We start from the raw sequence: 16,662 nt of genomic DNA on the forward strand, positions 1-16,662 counted from the left end.
ATGACGATCGTGGAGAGGTCCGCGCCGTTGTAGCGCGTCTTCTTCAGACCAGCGATGAAGCCCGCCTCGACGCCGAGCTGGTTGCCGTAGTCGAACAGCTCCTCGTTCCAGTCGGCCGAGGTGGTGCTGTCGTAGCCCTGCCCGAAGGCGAGGACGGCGGCCTGGGCGCCCAGGAGGACGGCCCGGCGAACGGTCGAAACCGCGGCGCCCGTGCTCGAGTGCACTCCGTTGGTGATCCGGGTGCTCTCGTAGAGCATGGCGCCGTTGTAGACGCCGAGCATGCCGGTCGCGATCGGGTTGCCGTCGATGTTGCCCCCGGCCATCGCGGCCTTCTGGATGTCGAGCCACTGGCCCGAGGCGGTGTTGGTGCGCAGGCTCGTGACCTGGTCGGTGTGGAGCACGACCGGCCAGTGATCCTTCCCCTTGATCTTGATCGGCCGGACGACAGGCGAAGCCTTCTTGGCCGCCGCGACCGCGCGATCGATCAGATCCAGGGTGAAGACGTTGCCTGAGCCGAGGCCCTGGTCGGTGGAGCCGGTGGGCCGGATGACCGTCGACGGCGCCGTTACCGCGTTCAGGCCGGTGTAGCGGAGGTCCGTCTGGACCGTGTAGCCACACACCTGATTGAAGAACCAGGTGTCGAAGCGCTCGGCCCACCAGTCGGTCAGGCCATCCTTGGCTTCGGCGCGCACCGACCACGGCACGCGCTGTTCCGACATCTTGCCCTTCGAACGCACCGCGTGGCGGAGCTGATCGATGAAGAGGTTGTCGGTGTAGGTGGTCAGGGGCTCTTCGTTGCCCTCCAGCGTGCCGTCGCCCATGACGCCGGCGCCGCTGAGCTGCATGCGCAGCGTGGTGGTGATCTTGTCGCCGGCGTTCTTCTTCAGCTCCGGCTTGATCTGGATGAGGGCGTTCGTGCCCTCGCCCATGAAGCCGCCGATGAAGGTCGCCTTCAGGGCTTCGCGCTCGAGCTTCTTCGACCAGAGCTTCTGCGCAGACGGGTCATTGACGCCGTATTCGGTCTGCATGTGATTGGCCTCTAGGACGGGTTGAGAGCGCGGCCTGGCCGCTGCTCGCCTTCGCCCCGTCCGTGAGGCCTACGGTTCGCCCTTTAGAGTCCGGCGTGGACCTGTGCTCCGTCCGTGGAGCCGACGCTTCAGCGCCGGAAGCGCTTGATCTATAGAGAATGTCACTTTTGGGGGCCGAGATCAACAAACCTCTCTATGAAAGAACGCTCGCCACTAAGGTGTATCTAAGCAGCGCACGCGTCACCGTACGTGGAAGTTGCGGCCCGGCTGGTTCATACTACTACGATGGACGAGGCTGAGAGTTGTCGGCGCAAGAGTGAGGAACTGCTTGCCCAGGCAGTAAGCTCGAAGAACTTGGCGGAGCGCAGCCGGCTCATTGGCGAAGCTGCGGCTTGGAGCGTTCGAGCCCAGCAGGCAGAAGCGGCGGATACGCCACACGTCAGCCCTGACAATGATGAGCCCCCCGCGAACTGAGACTGAGGCTACCGCCCTCGTTCCGCCGCCTTCGCCCTCCGCTCCAGTGCCGCGAACGCTTTGTCGAACGCCTCGGCGCCTTTGGCGTCGTGGATGTCGATGTTGGCGACGGTCGCCACGTCCAGGCTCGCCGTCGTCCGTCCGCCCGTTCGTGACAGCGGGCTCGACGCCTGCTGACCACGCTTGAGCGCGTCCAGTTTGCCGCCACCGGGCTTGACCTCAGCCCCATCCTTCGCCGCCGCTTTCCCGTAGCCGCGGCCCTTGGCCATTTCGTAGACCACAGCCGCCGGGTTCTTGCCCGCGCGGATCGCCGTCGACGCCAGCGTGACGAACTCCTCGCGCAGCATCGGCTGGATCTGCGCCGGCTGTAGCCCGAACGTCATGAGCTCCTGGGCACGGGCGACGGCGTAGTGCTTGGCCGCCTCGTCGTAGTCGGGATGATCCTCCCGGAAGTCGGTCTCGTGCTCTTGGAACGCGGCCTCGACGCGCTGGAATCGCTGCTCCTGGGCGTTCCGCTCCGCCTGCGACAGGCTCTCCTGCCGCTCCGCAGCCTCGTAGGCCGCGATCTTGGCCCGCATCTGCTTCAGTGCGCCCATCGGATCGACGTCGGGGTCGATTTCCTCCGGCTCGCGCCGATCCTGAGGCTGCTGGCGCTCGATGCCCGGCCGTTCGCCGCGCTCCAGCGCTTCCAGGCGCGCCTGCAGCTCGCGGCGCTGGCGCCGTTCCTCCGAAAGCGCCGTCCGGGTGTTGTCGTAGCGCTTGCGAAGCTCATCCGGGCTCAGGTCTGAGCGCTGTTCGGTCTGCTGCTGGCCCTCCGCGGCCTGGCGCTTCGCCTCTCCGGCCTGCTCCTCGGCGTGCTCGCCCTCTTCCTGGCCACGCGCCTCGGCCTCGCCGTCCATCGGAACGCCAGTCAGGTCGATCTCCTCGGCATGCTCCTCGCCGCCGTCGCGCTGTTCGCTCATGCAGGTTCTCCAAGGGGTACTTGCGCGGGCGGGAACGTCACGCCCAGCCGCGCCCGGGTCTCTTCGGCGGCCGCGAGGTCCTTGACCGCGCCGGCCTGATCCTTCTGCGCCTTGGCTTCGGTCGCCGCGACGCCCGCCGCCTTACCCCGCTCCTCGAGCGGGTCCGGCGGCTCGCTACCCTGCTGCGCAATGGCCGTGGCCATGGTCTGGCGGAGCTTCTCAGGCAGCGGCAGGTAGCGCGCGACCTCCGCCCAGAACTCTGGCGGTAGCTCCGCGTCCTTCAGGTACGGCAGGAGCTGCATGATCACGCCGAAGACGGCCGCGACCTGGTTCGGGCCGGCCGGCGCCTCGTCCACGACCACGTCGAACTTGGCCGTGTCGTCGAGCTTCACCATCGGCACGTACCGGGCTAGCCCGTCATCCCCCGTGATGCGCACCAGGTAACCGTCCGGGAGGTACTTGATGTACTTCAGCAGCAGGCGGCCGTGCATGCGGCGATAGCGGCGGAAGCTGTCGAAGAAGGCCGCGAGGATGCCGTACGCGGCCTGCTTGCGCTGGTGCTCCAGCACGCCCGCCTGCTCGCGATTCACCAGCCCGAGCATCTCCGGATTGACGCCCGTGGTCTTACGGATCGCCTCCTGGGCGATCGTGATCAGCCGCTCCAGGCCCGCCGGGTACTGCGTCGCCGGCTTGGGTGTGGCCCGCCCATCTTTCAGGGCACCTGGCTTGAAGTAGGTGTTGGCGCCGGGCTTGGCCCAGGAACGCTCGAACTCGCGAATGTCGTCGACTGCATCGGCCTCGAGCATCATGCCGCCCTTGGCCGACGCCGCGAGGATCGCCAGGAGCTGCGACATGAACTGGTTGGCCCAGCGCTGCGGGTCCTCCATCGGACGCGCTAGGCCGTACCAGACGCGCTTGTTCCGATCGCGCTTGCCGGTGATCACCTTGTAGGTGAACTCGCCGTCCCGCATGACCTCAGCGTCGCCGGTCTCGGGGTCCATGTTCAGGATGGCGCCGCCGGCGACGAATGAGCGGTAGTACACCGGCCGGGTCTGCCGCACGTACCGCAGTGTCACGCCCTGCTTGGCGGCTTCCTGCTCGGCGCGCCGGTAGTCCTCCGGCGACATCTCCACCAACTCGCCGTCCGCCGGGTCCTCGACCACGAACACAGTGCGCCGCTCGAACCACTGGTACTCGTGCACGAAGACCTCGTCCTCAGAGACCTCCTCGCTGATGTCGTCGTCGCCCTCGTACCGATGGCGAGGGTTGTTGATCGCCAGCCGCGCGTAGTCCGGACCGTGGCCGTCGGGCGCGAAGTCGGGGAAAGCCTCCTCGAACTCTTCGCGCGACATGGCCTTGGCGCGGCGGATGTAGCGGGCGCCCTCGCCGTTGGCCTTCCGGCAGGACGTGTCGAGCGCCATCTCGAGCGGATCGACGCGCTCGACGATGACCTGACCCTCAGGCTCCTCGTCGAAGTCCATGCGGGTCTCGGTCCACCCCATCCCGCAGATGAAGGTGTCTCGGAAGGCCTCGGTCTCTTCCTGGTCGGCGTTGCAGCGGTCCCTGATCCAGTCCGCGCCCTTGGTCAGGATCTCGTTGACCGCAGCGTCCCCGACCTCGCGCGGGAAGTAGCCGACCTGCTGGCGGTCCATGATCTCGGCGCCGGAGACGGCGTCGATGATCGGGCCCATCTCGTTGAACACCGGCGCGATGCGCTCGATCTCCTCGAGCTTGGCCTTGTCGGTATCCGACCACTGCCCGCCGGCGACCATGCCGTAGAGGCGCTTGGCCTCACGTCGCCAGTCGCCCCAGTGATTGCCGAGCGCGCGGTCCCACTTCGCGAAGAGCGTGAGGAGCTCCTCTTCGCGGTCCGTCGGGACGTCGCGCTTCTCTTCCATCAGGGTTCAGGGCCGCTTAGCGCAGGACCGCGGCGCGCAGGCGTTCCTTGGCCTTCGCGGCCTCTGCATCCGTGGCGTGCGGCGGAAGCACCTCCTCGCGGGTCGTGGTCGGCCCATCCCTGCCGCCGCGCGTCGCCGCGATCACGCGGCCACGCGGCCCGACCTCGTCGGTGATCTGCACGCGGTCATCGACCTCGACGGTCTCCACGACTTCTTCGCTCAGCACGGGAGCCGGGTCGACAGGGGCCGGGGCAGCGGCTTCTGCAGGTTCGGCGAGGGTCTCCGTCGCCGGCTCCACCTTCGGAGGCTCCGGGATGTGCTTGCCGGCGGCCTTGGCCTTCGCCTCTTCGCCGATCGGGGCGGTCGCGGTCATCGCTGCTCCTTAGATAGATGTAATCTATCTCAATTCCAGATCATCAGCGAAGAAATCTATATCAACGGCAGCGGTTCGTCTACGCGGCCCAGGAGGATTGCCGCCGCTTCTTGGCGTAGCGCTGGCGCTTCTCCACGGGGCGCTCGGTGCGGACGATCGCGGGATGCGCCTCGTCGATGGCACGCCCGATCACGCCTGCCGCATCGACCTCGTCGTCGTTCCTGCCGACCGGGAAGCGCAGATACTGGTCGAGCACGTCGTCACCCATGGGCCCGACCGGCAGCCAGACGCGCCCCGACGCCGCCATGGCCTGGAAGGCCTGGGCCTTCGCTTCCTTGTCCTGCCCGTGCGGGCTCATCGGCTCGATGCGGCAGGAGACGCCTTCCTCCCGCATCCTTCGCGCCACGAAGCCGGCCACGGCCTTCCAGTTGTTGTCGTCCTCAGGGAACCACGCGAACGGCTTGTGCTTGCGGATCAGGCCTCGGATCGTGACGTCCGGCTGGACAGGTCCAGGCCTGGCTGCGGCCCGCTCGTTCCCGACGATTAGATCCACGGTGACGTCCATCGTGGCCTGGTGGCGGAAGCCATCCAGGAGCCAGAGGTCGCCCTCGGAATCGACACCCCACACCCGGACGGCCGTGAAGTCGCTGTCGTCCATGCCGCCCGGCGCATGGTCCGACGTCATGTAGCGAGAGAGCGCCGACGGGAGCTGGTCAGGCACGTAGCGCTTGAACCAGGCCTTCTGGAAGAACGTCCCGTCCCGCGGCCGCGGTCGCTGCTGGTAGAGCGACGCCCAGGTCCGCGCGACCGTCTTGTGCGGGGCGAAGTGCGCCTCGCCGGGGTTCTCCTCGCCTTCGCGCCCGAACCACTCCGGCCAGATGTAGGCGCCGACAGTCCGACCCAGTGGATCGTCCGCGCGCTCGGCCTGGGCCGGGATGCAGACGACGTACCAGTACTCGCCGTCCTTGCACTTCACCCAGCCGGTCTGGCCGTCATAGTCGTCGGGCAGCAGCGAGCCCGCGAGATCCTCTTCGTGCCAGCGGGTCTGGATCAGCAGCACCCAGCCGTTGGGCTTCAGGCGCGTCAGCAGGTCATCCTGATAAGCCTCGACCGTGGACTTTCGGACCGCCTCGCTTTCGGCGTCCTTGCGGCCTTTCACCGGGTCGTCGATCACCAGCCCGTCGAGACGGTTGCCCGTCCAGCCGGCCAGGATGCCGTTGCCCATGAACTCGTTGCCGTTGTCGAGCGCCCATTCGTTGGCGGCAGCGCTCTCCTGGGAGACGCCGGCGTCGAAGATCTCGCGGTACGCCGGCTGTCGCGCGACGGCGCGCATCCGGCGGCCCAGCTTCCGCGCCAGGTCGGCCGAGTAGGTGGCCACGCCGACATTGCGCCGGCGCTTGCGGCCCAGGAACCACGCCGGGAAGAGCACAGAGCCGTACGTCGACTTCGCCGTGCCAGGCGGCAGGAAGAACATGGCGCGCTTGATGCGGCCTTCGTCGATCGCCTGCAGGACGCCGCACAGCTCGATGTGGTGTGCGGCCGTGGGCACGCGGGGCGGCTGGTAGCGGAGGTTCGCTTCGTCCTCGTCATCGCTCTCGTCATCGACCGGCGCCGACGGGATCTCCACCATCCCGCAGAAGGTCATGAAGCTGTCGCGGGCCTCGAGGCAGTCGAGAGCGCGAAGCGTGGCCTTCGGATCGGCGATGAGGGCAGCCAGCGCGCTCATCGGCTCGGCTTGAACCGATCCCGATCCGCCGCCAGCTTGGCTGCGATCGCTTCCTTTTCGCTCTCCGTCAGGTCCCCATCGTCCTCGTCGGGGTAGCGGCCTGCTAGGCCATAGCCGACTGCTACGAGCTGCCGCCAGAACAGCTCCAGCGCCCGAAGTTGGCGACCATCTGAACCTTTGACGTCCCAGCCAAGCTTGGACCACGGGGCCCATGGAGCAGGCAGGTTCTCGAACTCGTAGAGCTGGAAGCAAGGGTCCCAGGATCCCCCCAGCCAGTCATTCTCGATACGGGAGAGCCGGTCGTCATCGACGTATCTCGTCTCCTTCTCGCCTATGCCGAAGTGACGGCGGGACACCTTGTCGGCAAGCTTCTGTGCTTCCTCGAACTCCCTGCTCCACTTGCCGCTCCGCGAAGCCTCCGCGGCGATCAGCAGCTTCTCGACCTCCATCACCCCCGGAAGGTCTCGGAGGCGGTATTCAACCTCATCATCATCGACGGTCACTCTGTCCGTCCCTCCAGCTTCAGCAGCACGGGTTTGAGCAAAGCCCGCTCTTCGGGCGAAAGGCCGGCGAGCAGCGCCACAAGCTCAGTCTGCACCCGAATCGGCCCACCGTTCGGCCCCGACACTTCGCGTTTGTCGACCAGCAACCCGAAGTGCCTGGCCAGCAGGCCCGCAGCATCCGTCTTCGAGTGCATCCTGATCTTGAAGCCATCCTTGGTGAGCGCGACTTCGGACACCGCGGCGCGCTGGGCTTTGGTGAGCGTCGAGCTGTCCTTCAGCCTGAGATACGGCGCCATCTCATGGTGCACTACGACCGCGTCGCCAATGTCGGCCGGCGCCAGCCGCTTTCCGTCGGCGTCGTAGCCGATCGCGACCTCGCGCTCGCCCCACTCGGCGACATCGGCGAGGTCTGTGAACGCGATGCTGGCCAGCTCGCGCAGCACCTTGTCGGCGGTGAGGTCGAGCTCTTCAAGGCGCGTCCCCTGCCTCTCGGCGATGGCTGCGGCGACTTCAACATGGTTCAACAGTCGCTGCCCTTGAGAGTGGGCCGTCCGCTCGCTGTACCCGGCTCGGATCGCGGCCTGCGTCGCATTGAGGTCGACCAGGTACTCACGAACGAAGGTGGCTTGCTTGGGCGTCAGTTCCGGCATGTGGCGAGCTCCCGTTCCAAGACCTCCTCGATCGCCTCCGAGATACGAGCCCTAAGCCGCGCCTCGCCCTCCGCAGTGAGGCTCGGCGCATCGCCCAGGATCGAGACGTCGACCTTCACGCGGCCGTCTTCGAGGTCCGTCCTGGTGAGGAAGTAGGGGGCCGTCATGGGCCGCCCCTCTCGCTCTTAGGCTGCGAAGCGGCAGGCCACAGCTTCTCGATTCGCCGAACGCCGCTCGCTGGCGTACGGTGAGCTTGGCTGTTCAGGAGGCTTCGATGAAGGTTGTCGCGTTGGCGGCTGTGGCCGTCCTCATCCCGTCCATCGCGGCGGCGCAGTACTACCGCCCGGCCACGCCGTACGGTCAGAGGCAGTCGCCGTATACGTCGCAGGACGAGGGGCCGAGATCTGGCACCACCTACGACTACCAGTCCGGCAACAGCTACTCTTGGCGCCGGAACTCGGATGGCTCGACGACCGTCAACGGCACGAACCTCCAGAACGGCACGATGTGGAACAGCCGCATCAAGCCCAATGGCGACCAATCGGGAACCGACAGCCAGGGCAACTTCTGGAACTACAACGCCCGCAGCGGATCCTACATGAGCTCCGACGGGACGGTTTGCATCGGCAAGGGTGCCCTGCGGACCTGCAACTAGGGTCACCGGTTCCCTCCCTCACGGACGCCGGCTCGACGCATCAGGTCGCCAAGGCTGGAGCCTCTCAGCCGGCAGACAGCGACCAGGCGGTCGTACGAGCGGTGCTGAGCGACGCACGACACCTCACGGCCGCGGACGATGCGGTCGAGCATCGCCTTGGCTTGCTCGCCGCCGGGCGCTTGGAGTTCCGGGGCGTAGAAGTCCGCCAGGCGGACCTCGACCCACTCAGAGGGTGAGCGGCCCAGCGCCACGCAGAGGCTGTCGCCATCGCCGACGTAGGTGACGGGACCGGTGAAGGTGCGGCCGGGCGCCAGGTGCGCCGGCATCGGGCCGCGGTCGGGGATCGCCTTGCAGGGGTCGGCGAGGGCTGCGGTCGCCAGCAGGGAGCCAAGCGCTACAATGGGCAATCGAACCACAGCATGGAGGCCATCGTGGCCCTTTCGGACCTTCACCAATCGAAGCGCGGCATCGCGGCGCTGACGGCGTGCCTGGTGCAGACCATCAACGAAAGCGATCCGACCTTCCAGGAGCGCTTCCTGAAGCGCCTTGGCGAGGCGTACTACGAGATCCGCGACAACTCGCCGGCAAGTGACAACAACCACGAAGCGCTGGAGCCCCTGACGTGGGTTCAGGAATACCTGACGGGATTCAGTCGGTTCACCGGGCAAGGCGAGCCGTTCCTGGCCCACTATAGGCCCTGAGACCTCCTCGCCGCCTCGCGCGCGCGGCCCCTGTTCCATCCTCTGAGATAGGGACGGTACGGCCCCCTTTAGGGGGCCTACCCGTCCCGGATAGGTGGGAGAATAACCTTCCGCGAGCGCGCGCGAGGCTCGGTCACGGATGTCACGCTCAGTCACGCTTTCGGTCACGGTTTCTCCTCGGCAAACGAACGGGTTCGGTCACGCTGGTCACGCTCAGTCACGCTGCGGACCGCGGGCCTCGTCCGACCCTCTCAGTCACGCTCAGTCACGCTCTCGGTCACGCCTCTGACGGTCGTCACGTCAGTCGGCAGACCTCCGCGTCGTCTCGCCGCCACCGCGGCGAATGTCCCACCAGACGCCAGCTTCGAAGCGCAGAAGCTTCGATGTCTGGACTTCCTCCGTTCCTCGCTTCCAGGCTTGGCGAGCTGCGGCTTGCCACTTCGTGAGAGCTGAACCGTCCTCCGGCTTCGCTTCCGTCACCAGGCCGATGCGATAGGCCATCTTGCGCAAGTCGGCGTCCGCGACCGCTGGCATGCCGGGCGAGAGGCCCGGAGCGAGTTGGCCCTCTACAAGCTTGCCCTCCTCAACAAGCCGATCGAAGGCGGCCACAATCTTTTGCCCGGCGAATTTGAGCTTGGCGGGCGCGTGGCGGGGAGCCGAATCCTCCGGCCAGTCCCAGGACGTCACGACACCGACATTGTCCCCATTCCCGAGGTCGACGCCCTCGAACTTGAACCACGCAGAGCGGTCTGGCGGCGGGGTGAGGTTGGCCTTCCCGTTGTCGACCCGGAAGTAGTAGCGGCGCGCCTTCATCAAGCCGACGGTCGCCGCCTCCTCCTCCGACATGGTGTTGAGCACGCGCGCGGAGCGAGCCGCGAACAACAGGGCGCCGCCACCACGGCCGTCCTCGACGCGAACCTCCCGGCCGATCGCGGCCTTGGTCGTGTGGTGCACGACCTCGACGCCTATGCGCATCTCGCCGGCGACCCGCCCCCACTCCTTCGCGACCACGTCGATGGCGTTGTTGTCGTTCTCGGTGACCCGGTGCGAACTCACGAACGGATCGATCACGAGTGCGTCGAGGCCGTACCTCGCGACGTCCGCCTTCACGCGTTCGACGACAGGCCGGTTGATGACCGTGCCATCCGGTGTCTGTTCGGCAACGACGAGTCCAGCCTCTCGGCCCGATCCCCAGAAGAAGAAGCCCTCGACCTCATCCGGCCGGACGCCAAAGTACAACATCGCGGCGCCGACACGTCGCTCCGTCTCCTCGAGAGGATCCTCGCCGTTAAAGTAGCCTACGCGGTACCGACCGTTCGGCTGGACGCCCAGGAGGGGCCTTCCGGTCGCCATGGCGAGGGCCTCGCCGATCGCCAACGCCGACTTGCCGACGGCGCCTGGCGCGAATGTCGCCGTCAGGAAGCCGCGGAGATAGTGGTCACCATAGAGCCACTCGCGCCTCGGGATCTCGGAAGGATGCCGCCAGACGTAGGGCTTGATCCAGCCTTCTGGGCCCGGCTCGACCTTACCCCCGTCCAGGGCCACGACGTTCTTCAGGTGCTCGCGGACCTCGCCGGGCTCGATGTAGCTCATCGCCGCACCTCGCGCGGTGCAGCTATGCCCTTCTTCATGCCGGAGGCGATCGTGCCCATCACCGCCCGCATGCCGTCCTCGCCGACGAGGCCGCATTCGGATGCGGCCTGCTGCAGCGCGCGCTCAGCGATGGCCTGGGACAGGAGGTTGGCGCCAACGAGTTGGCCCAGGTTGGCGCTAGCCATGAACAGGCGGAGGTTACGTCCTGATCCTGGCTTCATGCGCGCCAGCTCCACGCACTCGCCGTTCACCGCCGCCTCGACATAGCGGGCGGTCCGATCGAGCGAGGCGATGTGGACCGGCTCGAACGGCTTCCGGGGTGGCAGCGGCGGATCGATCAGGTCCAGGAGCCAGGCCGGCGCCTCGGCGAGGTCGGTGACGAAGGGATCATGGACCCAGGCGTAGGCGCCATCGGCGCGGCGGCTTGGCGGCGCCGCCGCGGCGCCACCAGTCGTCCGCACGTCCAGGCCGGACTTCCGCTCGCCGCCCTCGCCGTCGGGAATGCGGAAGTGGACCCGGTTCGTCATCGGCCGGTCCGGCTGGCGGAACCACAGATGCGTGCCGCCGGAGGGCGTCCGGGAGCGCCAGGTCCTCGGGAGCGCACCGAACAGGCGCTGAAGTTGCTTGATGTCCTCGACGCCGTCAAAGCCGTCCTTGGAGTCGACGTCCAGGACGAACACGCCTGACAGCTCGCCCGTCGAAACGCTGACGTTGGCCTCGGGATAGCGTGACCAGTACGCCGCGATCCGCGCCGGATCGGTCGTGCCATCGTAGCAGGCGATCATCTTCGGCTCGCCCTCGCCGGCCGGCTCGAGCTTCACGAGCGAGCCCGGCTTGCACGTCGGGCCCGTCGGGAAAACCGCGAGCCCAAGCTCGGTGGCGTAGTCGAGGGCGGTCTGCATCACTGCGGTCGCCCCAGCTCTCGCAGGGCGCGGACGCGCAACTCGCGGCCGCGGCGGGCAAGGTCATTCAGCCGATGGCCGCGCGCGATCGCGCTGCGCGCGCCGCGCTCGCCCCACCAGCTAAGGACCCCGCCCCACCACGCTTGTGCGCTGAGCGTCAGCAGACGCGCGAAGGGCGGATTCGAGCCGGCTGAGCTCAAGGGCGACTTCCTCATGATGATGCGCGGAGGCCCGCGCTTCTGCGGCGCGGGCTCGGATGTAGTTTTCGAGGGTGAGGCCGGCGGCCTCGAGCACCCGTTCAGCCACCCAGCCTGCGCCGTACGCTGCGATCACGCGCGCGATGCTGGTCGAGCTGAGATGGCCGTCGATAAGGTTCTCCGCCGCCTTCACCGTGCAGCCTACGTCCTGGGCGACCAGCTTGGCCGTGTGATGCGGGTGCATCCGGCGGAGGGCATCGCCGATCGCGCGGCCGAGGCAGGCGGTCTGGTTAGAAACGTGGGGGTGCGCTCCCATGAATGTCCGGTCCGTTGAGGTCATGGTGGGGACCTCGGCGGCTCGGACGCGGGGAGGAGGTGATGATGAGCGAAGCGACGGAAGCCGCCGCGGTCTACAAGAAGGGACTGAACTACATTGCAGCTGGGCGACGGATTGCAGCCGTCGCCAAGCGCCTCGACAACGGCGACGCCCGACAGGCCAGAAACCTGTCGGACCGCCTCATGGACAAGGGGCTGAAGATCCTCGCGGGTGTGATGAAGCCTAAGCGCGCGAGCCAATAGCCTAGGGCACATACGCGTCGCTCGCTGGATGCGTGCATCCCGACCCACGCTATGCCGCCTCGGTCTCGAACTCGATACGTTCGAGATCACGTAGCCGGTCTTCTGCTCGCGAGAGCACTCGGACGGTCACGGTCTTCCCTGAGCGAAGCCGGTCCAGTGTCGCACCCGAGCCAAACAGGATCGTGCTGAGGCGCGCGCGGCTCATGGGCCGCGCTCGACGCGCGAGATAACGTTCGCAGCGATCAAGAAAGATGTTGAGGCTCATGCCTAGCATGGGTACGCAAAATTTTACGTGCGGTCAATCGGTGGGCGGAAGGCTATGCGTACGCCGGTCATAGGGTTGAGGCAGCCATGAGGCCGGAGCCGATGGGGTCCGAGAGCGAGCGCCGAGGCGGCATCGTCAGAAAGCGATTACAGGAGCGCTTGGACGAGCTGCGGCTCACGGCTCGTGGCGCCTCCGTCGCTGCCGGCCTGAGCCCCGAGGCGGTTCGAATGATGCTCTCCGGCCGGAGCAATTCACCCCGCGCCACCAGCCTATTCGCCCTCGCGCGGGTCCTTCAATGCGACGTCGGCTATCTGATGGGCGAGCAAGACGTCCCATATAGAACTAGCGAACCCACAGTTCTCCCCGATGAGACGCTAATCGGAATCGTTCCACTACTGGTATCTGGCCGGGTTAGGCTGGGGTGGGAAGACTCCGATTATTCAGATGATGTCGATTGGTATACGTCGGATATTCATTCTCTCCCCCAATATCTGCCGGGCGCGCAGAAGCTTTTCATATTGGACGACGAGTCTTTTGACCGCGTGATTCCCCGGGGTTCTCTATTGCATGTTCTAGAGAACTTGGACTGGCACGGGCCGGGATTGCGGGATGGTGATCTTGTAATCCTCCTGCGGATGCGAGCAGAGAAGACGGATCAGCCGGACACCTATAAGGGGCAAGAGGAGCTTTCGCTCAGGCGAGTCGCTCAGCGCGCCCCCGATCTGATTATCCTTGAGACGGCGTCGACCTCAGCGCGCCTCCAGGACGAGGTGGTTTGGGAAGGCCCTGGCACCGAGGTGCGCGACGGAGGTCGGTGGCGCGTAGGTGACCAAGCAAGCGAGTCTCTATCGGTCACGGGGATCGTGCTTCGCGCCCACGTCCACTTCGCTGGTCCCCCGCTCCTCGGCAAGCGATTGGCGACCATCGACGAAGCTGACGATTACGTAAATTCTTTCGTTCATCGCGGTTGACGCGTAAAATATTTCGTGCCCTTCTTCCTCGTCATCAACGACGGAGGCCGCGATGGACCGCGCCAATCTCGACACACACACCGCCCAAGGCCAAGGCTTCGCGCCGATCACCAAGCCGGAGCCGCGGGTTGTCTACGACACCGACATGCTCCTGCTCGACGGGCTCATGGGCTACGGCCCGGAGCTGCTGGCGGAAGCCAAGACGCTCGCCGGCCTGATCGACGAGTACGAGCGCCTGGGCCGTATCCACGCGCAGGGCGAGGCGGAAGGATGGAGCAAGCGCCAGCTCACGAAGGCCGAGGACGCCTGGCACGAGGCGGGCGACCGCGTCACCGAGGCGTCGCTGGCGCTGCTCCGGGCCGAAACCTCCGGCGCTGACGCGACGGCGCGGCTCACGGTCTACATTCGTGAGCGCGAGATGTTCGCGACCCCGGTCGCCCAGTGGCGCCCGAGAAGTGCGCATGACGCGATCCAGCGGCTCACGGAGCGCATGCCCGGCTGCGACGAAGACTTGGCGCCGGCGCTGCAGTTCGCGCTGAAGCACCTGCCGTCAGCGGTCTACGACCTGAAGACGGCCGCTGCCGCCGACCGTTGGAAGGCGGCCCGCGACCGCTACCTCGCCGCCAAAGCCGCGCACGACGCCCAGACGGAAGACCCCGGCGACGAGGATCCGCTCTTCAACGAACTCTGCAACGCCCTCGAAGGCTGGGAGCAGATCCCGCCCCCGAGCGTCGAGGCGATGGCTGAGGTCATGAGGGCGTCGCTGGAGTTCATGCTCCCTCACAGCTGGTCTACGCCTGACTGCCCCCGCACGATGCGTGACCTGCTGGACGGCGGCGACCGCGGCGAAGAGTTCGCGGCACGCTATTACCTCCACGCCCTCCGTCTCGCGGGGAGCCAGAGCCAAGCGCTCATCACGCCGCCGGTCGGCGGCCTGTTCCCGGCCTTTCGGGCCGCGGACCACACCCACCCCGATGCCCAGCCGGGCGAAATGCACAAGGCCTGGAAGGAGCACCATCGCGACGCGGAGCCTCACGAGGGTCGGGCCGAGGAGTTCTCGGAGTGGCGGTTTGAGGCCCGCGACTTCCAATGGATCGAAGGCGGTGGCCCGATCGGCATGCTCTGGAAGTATCAGGCGGCCCTCTATGCCCGAGCCCGCGCGCTGGTCGACGAGTACGAAGCGCTGGGCGGTTCGTTCCAGGTCATCCGCGATACGGACGGAGGCTATGCCTTCGGCACCACCTTCGTGATCGACGACGCGACCGGGCGCGCCAATGAAATCGTCGGGCTCCTGAACAGCCATGAGCCGCTGCGCAAGACCGTCGCCAGCGTGATCCAGCAGCGCGACGGCGTCATCGGCGACGCCACCGCCATCGCGGCCGAGTAGATGACGGCCCTGGCCATTGCCGCCCCGGCGCCTTTGGGCGCCGGGCTCCGGCTCTTCGAGCTCGCAGGCGACTGCTGTGGGCCGGAGCTTCGCGGAGGCGACTTCCTCATGGTCGCCGACACCGCTCGTTTTCTTTACGACGCCGTCTACCTCCTCGATTTCGGCGACGGTGAAGCGCCCTTCGTGGTGAGCCGCTCCGAGGACGGGTTTGCGGTCCGACAACCGAACCCGAAGTACGCGCGCCACACGATCTCGCGCGCCGACCTCCAGGCCGCTGTCACCGCGATCGTGGTCGCCGAGGTTCGAGTGAAGGACCAGCGCTTGGTGCGCGACGCTGCCAACCGGAGGATCGCAGCATGAAAGCCGCAGAAGCCGTTATCGCCTGGACGCCAAGCCACAATGCATTCGGTGGACGCGGCCAGCACACACGCGGGCAGGTGAAAGTCTGTTCCCGGCCGCCGTACAGCTCTGTCGATCCCTACGCGTTCTGGGTCTACGCGGGCGTCGATGGGTCCGATCTCGACGACGTCGCCATGGTGTTCATCCATTTCAACACCATCGTTGTCCGCGACAAGGTCGACCCTCAGGTCGCCCACGAGGCCTTCCTCCAAATCGATGAGTACCGCCAGCGCATTTCCCCCGACATCGCGGGAGCGGAGCCGTGAACACGATAACCAGCGAAGCGGCCGAGACGGTCAAGATCGAGAACGCCCTCGACGCGCTCCTCGCAGCAGCGATCCGCGCCGACCGGGATCCAGCGCTCGTGGCGGAGCGCGGCCTAACGTCCGCAGGGACGATGATCGGCGAGCTGCTGGACCGGATGGAGAACTGGACCCGCGCGCAGCAGGCGGCCCACGACCTGTTCACACGCCCGGTCGCGGAGGTTTGTCGGCAAGCCGTGAGCACGCTGGGCATGAGGCTCCACGAGATCGGCGGCATCCCGCTCATGATCGACGTCGCCTACCGAGTGGCCGATCGAGACGAGCGCACACGGGATCGGCGGATGGGCATCATGAACCATCGCTGGGACGGCATCGGGGACTGGGCCGCATGAGCGAGGTCTGTGATCACGAGTGGTTCGACACTCGGACCGAAGCCCTTCCTGATCCCCGCGACTGCGCACGGTTCCACGGCGACGGCTGGAACATCGTCGTTCGCTGCTCACGCTGCGGCACAGTTCGTGCCGAACACCCAGAAGAAAGCCTGATTCAGAATCTCGTCTGCGAGATCGAAGAGCGCCTGCGGGTGAACGGACCGCACTCCATCGAAGGGCTCGAGCGCTACCTCGTTGAGGGCTTGGGCGCGCCGCCCAAGGAGGCGCGCTACGCCGTCGCCCGCTGGGGCCGATGACGCATGACACACCTGCCAGCATCGCTTCCGGAGAGAACCGTGACCACCACCACCGCCGACCGTCTTCTCTTTGCCGACGCGTCCGAAGCCGTCGGCGAACTCGGCTACCGACTGGTGAAGCAGAACGGGGCCTACGTTGTCGCCGATCACATCGGCTGCCCTCACGGCGCGCCCTTCGAGGCCGATCTCGCGACCGTGCTCGTTTGGGCCCAGGCGCCGAAGTCGGTGCGCGTGCGGATGGAGGAATGGAGCCGTGCCAACTGCCTGCGGCGGACCACGCTGGACGAGTGGCGCGCGGCCTTCACCGCGGCCACGGCGGCGGCCCCCGCGGAGCACGGCGGCGCCAAATGAACGCTCGAGTTTCGGTGCCGGGGCGTCCCCACGCCCGCAGGTGTTCCAGCCCGCACGCCGCCCCGCGGGTCCGAAGGAAGTGGGCGGCGCCGCTCCG

The 16,662-nt window shown here is 66.9% G+C and carries 23 protein-coding genes; 10 read left to right on the plus strand and 13 right to left on the minus strand.

All coding sequences use genetic code 11. The features are described from left to right. The 8 genes from JNK30_RS21010 to JNK30_RS21045 form a co-directional block, all read right to left on the minus strand. Positions 1 to 1,028 (minus strand): N4-gp56 family major capsid protein (locus tag JNK30_RS21010; RefSeq protein ID WP_293485396.1); only part of this gene is annotated, 1,028 nt, incomplete at its 3' end. Positions 1,029 to 1,510: 482 nt separating this feature from the next. Beyond that, positions 1,511 to 2,464: a hypothetical protein gene (locus tag JNK30_RS21015; protein WP_293485398.1), complete on the minus strand. Its 954-nt coding sequence runs from the start codon at positions 2,462 to 2,464 to the stop codon at positions 1,511 to 1,513. Further along, positions 2,461 to 4,362 carry a hypothetical protein gene (locus tag JNK30_RS21020; protein ID WP_293485400.1) on the minus strand — a complete coding sequence of 634 codons (1,902 nt, stop codon included), beginning with the start codon at positions 4,360 to 4,362 and terminating at the stop codon, positions 2,461 to 2,463. The genes JNK30_RS21015 and JNK30_RS21020 overlap by 4 nt, the downstream gene beginning before the upstream one ends. A gap of 16 nt (positions 4,363 to 4,378) precedes the next feature. Beyond that, entirely contained in the window at positions 4,379 to 4,735 is a 357-nt protein-coding gene (locus tag JNK30_RS21025) for a hypothetical protein (RefSeq protein WP_293485402.1), read from the minus strand. Positions 4,736 to 4,814: 79 nt separating this feature from the next. Continuing rightward, entirely contained in the window at positions 4,815 to 6,461 is a 1,647-nt protein-coding gene (locus JNK30_RS21030) for a terminase family protein (RefSeq protein WP_293485404.1), read from the minus strand. Further along, positions 6,458 to 6,964 (minus strand): hypothetical protein, encoded by a 507-nt coding sequence (locus JNK30_RS21035; RefSeq protein ID WP_293485405.1) that lies wholly within the window; start codon positions 6,962 to 6,964, stop codon positions 6,458 to 6,460. Before JNK30_RS21035 ends, JNK30_RS21030 begins: the two co-directional genes overlap by 4 nt. Then, positions 6,961 to 7,614 carry a terminase small subunit gene (locus JNK30_RS21040; RefSeq protein WP_293485406.1) on the minus strand — a complete coding sequence of 218 codons (654 nt, stop codon included), beginning with the start codon at positions 7,612 to 7,614 and terminating at the stop codon, positions 6,961 to 6,963. Before JNK30_RS21040 ends, JNK30_RS21035 begins: the two co-directional genes overlap by 4 nt. After that, a complete protein-coding gene (locus JNK30_RS21045; RefSeq protein ID WP_293485407.1) occupies positions 7,602 to 7,781 on the minus strand; it encodes a hypothetical protein in 180 nt (59 codons plus the stop codon). The genes JNK30_RS21040 and JNK30_RS21045 overlap by 13 nt, the downstream gene beginning before the upstream one ends. Positions 7,782 to 7,888: 107 nt before the next feature. On the opposite strand from JNK30_RS21045, the gene JNK30_RS21050 reads away from it, so the two are divergent. Continuing rightward, positions 7,889 to 8,269, plus strand: coding sequence for a hypothetical protein (locus tag JNK30_RS21050; RefSeq protein ID WP_293485409.1), 381 nt, complete (start codon positions 7,889 to 7,891; stop codon positions 8,267 to 8,269). Between the two features lie 2 nt (positions 8,270 to 8,271). Here the strand turns inward: JNK30_RS21050 and JNK30_RS21055 are convergent, their stop codons facing one another. Continuing rightward, on the minus strand, positions 8,272 to 8,685 hold the full coding sequence (locus tag JNK30_RS21055) for a nuclease (RefSeq protein ID WP_293485411.1): 414 nt from the start codon (positions 8,683 to 8,685) through the stop codon (positions 8,272 to 8,274). A 3-nt stretch (positions 8,686 to 8,688) separates the two neighbouring features. On the opposite strand from JNK30_RS21055, the gene JNK30_RS21060 reads away from it, so the two are divergent. After that, positions 8,689 to 8,970 carry a hypothetical protein gene (locus tag JNK30_RS21060; protein WP_293485413.1) on the plus strand — a complete coding sequence of 94 codons (282 nt, stop codon included), beginning with the start codon at positions 8,689 to 8,691 and terminating at the stop codon, positions 8,968 to 8,970. Between the two features lie 300 nt (positions 8,971 to 9,270). Here JNK30_RS21060 and JNK30_RS21065 read toward each other — a convergent pair whose 3' ends face one another. The 3 genes from JNK30_RS21065 to JNK30_RS21075 form a co-directional block, all read right to left on the minus strand. Further along, positions 9,271 to 10,563, minus strand: coding sequence for an AAA family ATPase (locus tag JNK30_RS21065; protein WP_293485415.1), 1,293 nt, complete (start codon positions 10,561 to 10,563; stop codon positions 9,271 to 9,273). After that, positions 10,560 to 11,465, minus strand: coding sequence for a bifunctional DNA primase/polymerase (locus JNK30_RS21070; protein WP_293485417.1), 906 nt, complete (start codon positions 11,463 to 11,465; stop codon positions 10,560 to 10,562). The genes JNK30_RS21065 and JNK30_RS21070 overlap by 4 nt, the downstream gene beginning before the upstream one ends. 120 nt (positions 11,466 to 11,585) lie before the next feature. After that, positions 11,586 to 12,002 (minus strand): hypothetical protein, encoded by a 417-nt coding sequence (locus tag JNK30_RS21075; protein ID WP_293485419.1) that lies wholly within the window; start codon positions 12,000 to 12,002, stop codon positions 11,586 to 11,588. Between the two features lie 38 nt (positions 12,003 to 12,040). On the opposite strand from JNK30_RS21075, the gene JNK30_RS21080 reads away from it, so the two are divergent. Further along, on the plus strand, positions 12,041 to 12,241 hold the full coding sequence (locus JNK30_RS21080) for a hypothetical protein (RefSeq protein ID WP_293485421.1): 201 nt from the start codon (positions 12,041 to 12,043) through the stop codon (positions 12,239 to 12,241). A gap of 49 nt (positions 12,242 to 12,290) precedes the next feature. Here JNK30_RS21080 and JNK30_RS21085 read toward each other — a convergent pair whose 3' ends face one another. Continuing rightward, positions 12,291 to 12,506: a hypothetical protein gene (locus JNK30_RS21085; protein WP_293485423.1), complete on the minus strand. Its 216-nt coding sequence runs from the start codon at positions 12,504 to 12,506 to the stop codon at positions 12,291 to 12,293. 101 nt (positions 12,507 to 12,607) lie between these two features. On the opposite strand from JNK30_RS21085, the gene JNK30_RS21090 reads away from it, so the two are divergent. From JNK30_RS21090 to JNK30_RS21120, 7 genes are read left to right on the plus strand one after another with little or no spacing between them, the layout of a single operon-like run. Further along, positions 12,608 to 13,477, plus strand: a complete 870-nt coding sequence (locus JNK30_RS21090) for a helix-turn-helix domain-containing protein (RefSeq protein ID WP_367118772.1) — start codon at positions 12,608 to 12,610, stop codon at positions 13,475 to 13,477. A gap of 52 nt (positions 13,478 to 13,529) precedes the next feature. Continuing rightward, positions 13,530 to 14,864, plus strand: a complete 1,335-nt coding sequence (locus tag JNK30_RS21095; protein WP_293485426.1) for a hypothetical protein — start codon at positions 13,530 to 13,532, stop codon at positions 14,862 to 14,864. Continuing rightward, positions 14,865 to 15,224 (plus strand): hypothetical protein, encoded by a 360-nt coding sequence (locus tag JNK30_RS21100; RefSeq protein ID WP_293485428.1) that lies wholly within the window; start codon positions 14,865 to 14,867, stop codon positions 15,222 to 15,224. Next, positions 15,221 to 15,529 (plus strand): hypothetical protein, encoded by a 309-nt coding sequence (locus JNK30_RS21105; RefSeq protein WP_293485430.1) that lies wholly within the window; start codon positions 15,221 to 15,223, stop codon positions 15,527 to 15,529. The genes JNK30_RS21100 and JNK30_RS21105 overlap by 4 nt, the downstream gene beginning before the upstream one ends. Further along, entirely contained in the window at positions 15,526 to 15,918 is a 393-nt protein-coding gene (locus JNK30_RS21110) for a hypothetical protein (protein WP_293485432.1), read from the plus strand. Before JNK30_RS21105 ends, JNK30_RS21110 begins: the two co-directional genes overlap by 4 nt. Then, a complete protein-coding gene (locus JNK30_RS21115) occupies positions 15,915 to 16,214 on the plus strand; it encodes a hypothetical protein (protein WP_293485434.1) in 300 nt (99 codons plus the stop codon). The genes JNK30_RS21110 and JNK30_RS21115 overlap by 4 nt, the downstream gene beginning before the upstream one ends. A gap of 39 nt (positions 16,215 to 16,253) precedes the next feature. Further along, a complete protein-coding gene (locus tag JNK30_RS21120) occupies positions 16,254 to 16,565 on the plus strand; it encodes a hypothetical protein (protein ID WP_293485436.1) in 312 nt (103 codons plus the stop codon). The last annotated feature ends 97 nt before the right edge of the window (positions 16,566 to 16,662 follow it).

Source organism: Phenylobacterium sp. (genome assembly GCF_016793225.1).
Classification (GTDB): Bacteria; Pseudomonadota; Alphaproteobacteria; order Caulobacterales; family Caulobacteraceae; genus Phenylobacterium.

Excerpts from the sequence above, each read along its gene's own strand:
- JNK30_RS21065 (WP_293485415.1), bottom strand. The coding sequence starts at position 10,563 with ATGAGCTACATCGAGCCCGGCGAGGTCCGCGAGCACCTGAAGAACGTC.
- JNK30_RS21070 (WP_293485417.1), bottom strand. The coding sequence starts at position 11,465 with ATGCAGACCGCCCTCGACTACGCCACCGAGCTTGGGCTCGCGGTTTTC.
- JNK30_RS21060 (WP_293485413.1), top strand. The coding sequence starts at position 8,689 with ATGGAGGCCATCGTGGCCCTTTCGGACCTTCACCAATCGAAGCGCGGC.
- JNK30_RS21105 (WP_293485430.1), top strand. The coding sequence starts at position 15,221 with ATGAAAGCCGCAGAAGCCGTTATCGCCTGGACGCCAAGCCACAATGCA.
- JNK30_RS21095 (WP_293485426.1), top strand. The coding sequence starts at position 13,530 with ATGGACCGCGCCAATCTCGACACACACACCGCCCAAGGCCAAGGCTTC.
- JNK30_RS21030 (WP_293485404.1), bottom strand. The coding sequence starts at position 6,461 with ATGAGCGCGCTGGCTGCCCTCATCGCCGATCCGAAGGCCACGCTTCGC.
- JNK30_RS21115 (WP_293485434.1), top strand. The coding sequence starts at position 15,915 with ATGAGCGAGGTCTGTGATCACGAGTGGTTCGACACTCGGACCGAAGCC.
- JNK30_RS21015 (WP_293485398.1), bottom strand. The coding sequence starts at position 2,464 with ATGAGCGAACAGCGCGACGGCGGCGAGGAGCATGCCGAGGAGATCGAC.
- JNK30_RS21075 (WP_293485419.1), bottom strand. The coding sequence starts at position 12,002 with ATGACCTCAACGGACCGGACATTCATGGGAGCGCACCCCCACGTTTCT.
- JNK30_RS21080 (WP_293485421.1), top strand. The coding sequence starts at position 12,041 with ATGATGAGCGAAGCGACGGAAGCCGCCGCGGTCTACAAGAAGGGACTG.
- JNK30_RS21040 (WP_293485406.1), bottom strand. The coding sequence starts at position 7,614 with ATGCCGGAACTGACGCCCAAGCAAGCCACCTTCGTTCGTGAGTACCTG.
- JNK30_RS21020 (WP_293485400.1), bottom strand. The coding sequence starts at position 4,362 with ATGGAAGAGAAGCGCGACGTCCCGACGGACCGCGAAGAGGAGCTCCTC.
- JNK30_RS21085 (WP_293485423.1), bottom strand. The coding sequence starts at position 12,506 with ATGAGCCTCAACATCTTTCTTGATCGCTGCGAACGTTATCTCGCGCGT.
- JNK30_RS21100 (WP_293485428.1), top strand. The coding sequence starts at position 14,865 with ATGACGGCCCTGGCCATTGCCGCCCCGGCGCCTTTGGGCGCCGGGCTC.
- JNK30_RS21050 (WP_293485409.1), top strand. The coding sequence starts at position 7,889 with ATGAAGGTTGTCGCGTTGGCGGCTGTGGCCGTCCTCATCCCGTCCATC.
- JNK30_RS21045 (WP_293485407.1), bottom strand. The coding sequence starts at position 7,781 with ATGACGGCCCCCTACTTCCTCACCAGGACGGACCTCGAAGACGGCCGC.
- JNK30_RS21090 (WP_367118772.1), top strand. The coding sequence starts at position 12,608 with ATGGGGTCCGAGAGCGAGCGCCGAGGCGGCATCGTCAGAAAGCGATTA.
- JNK30_RS21025 (WP_293485402.1), bottom strand. The coding sequence starts at position 4,735 with ATGACCGCGACCGCCCCGATCGGCGAAGAGGCGAAGGCCAAGGCCGCC.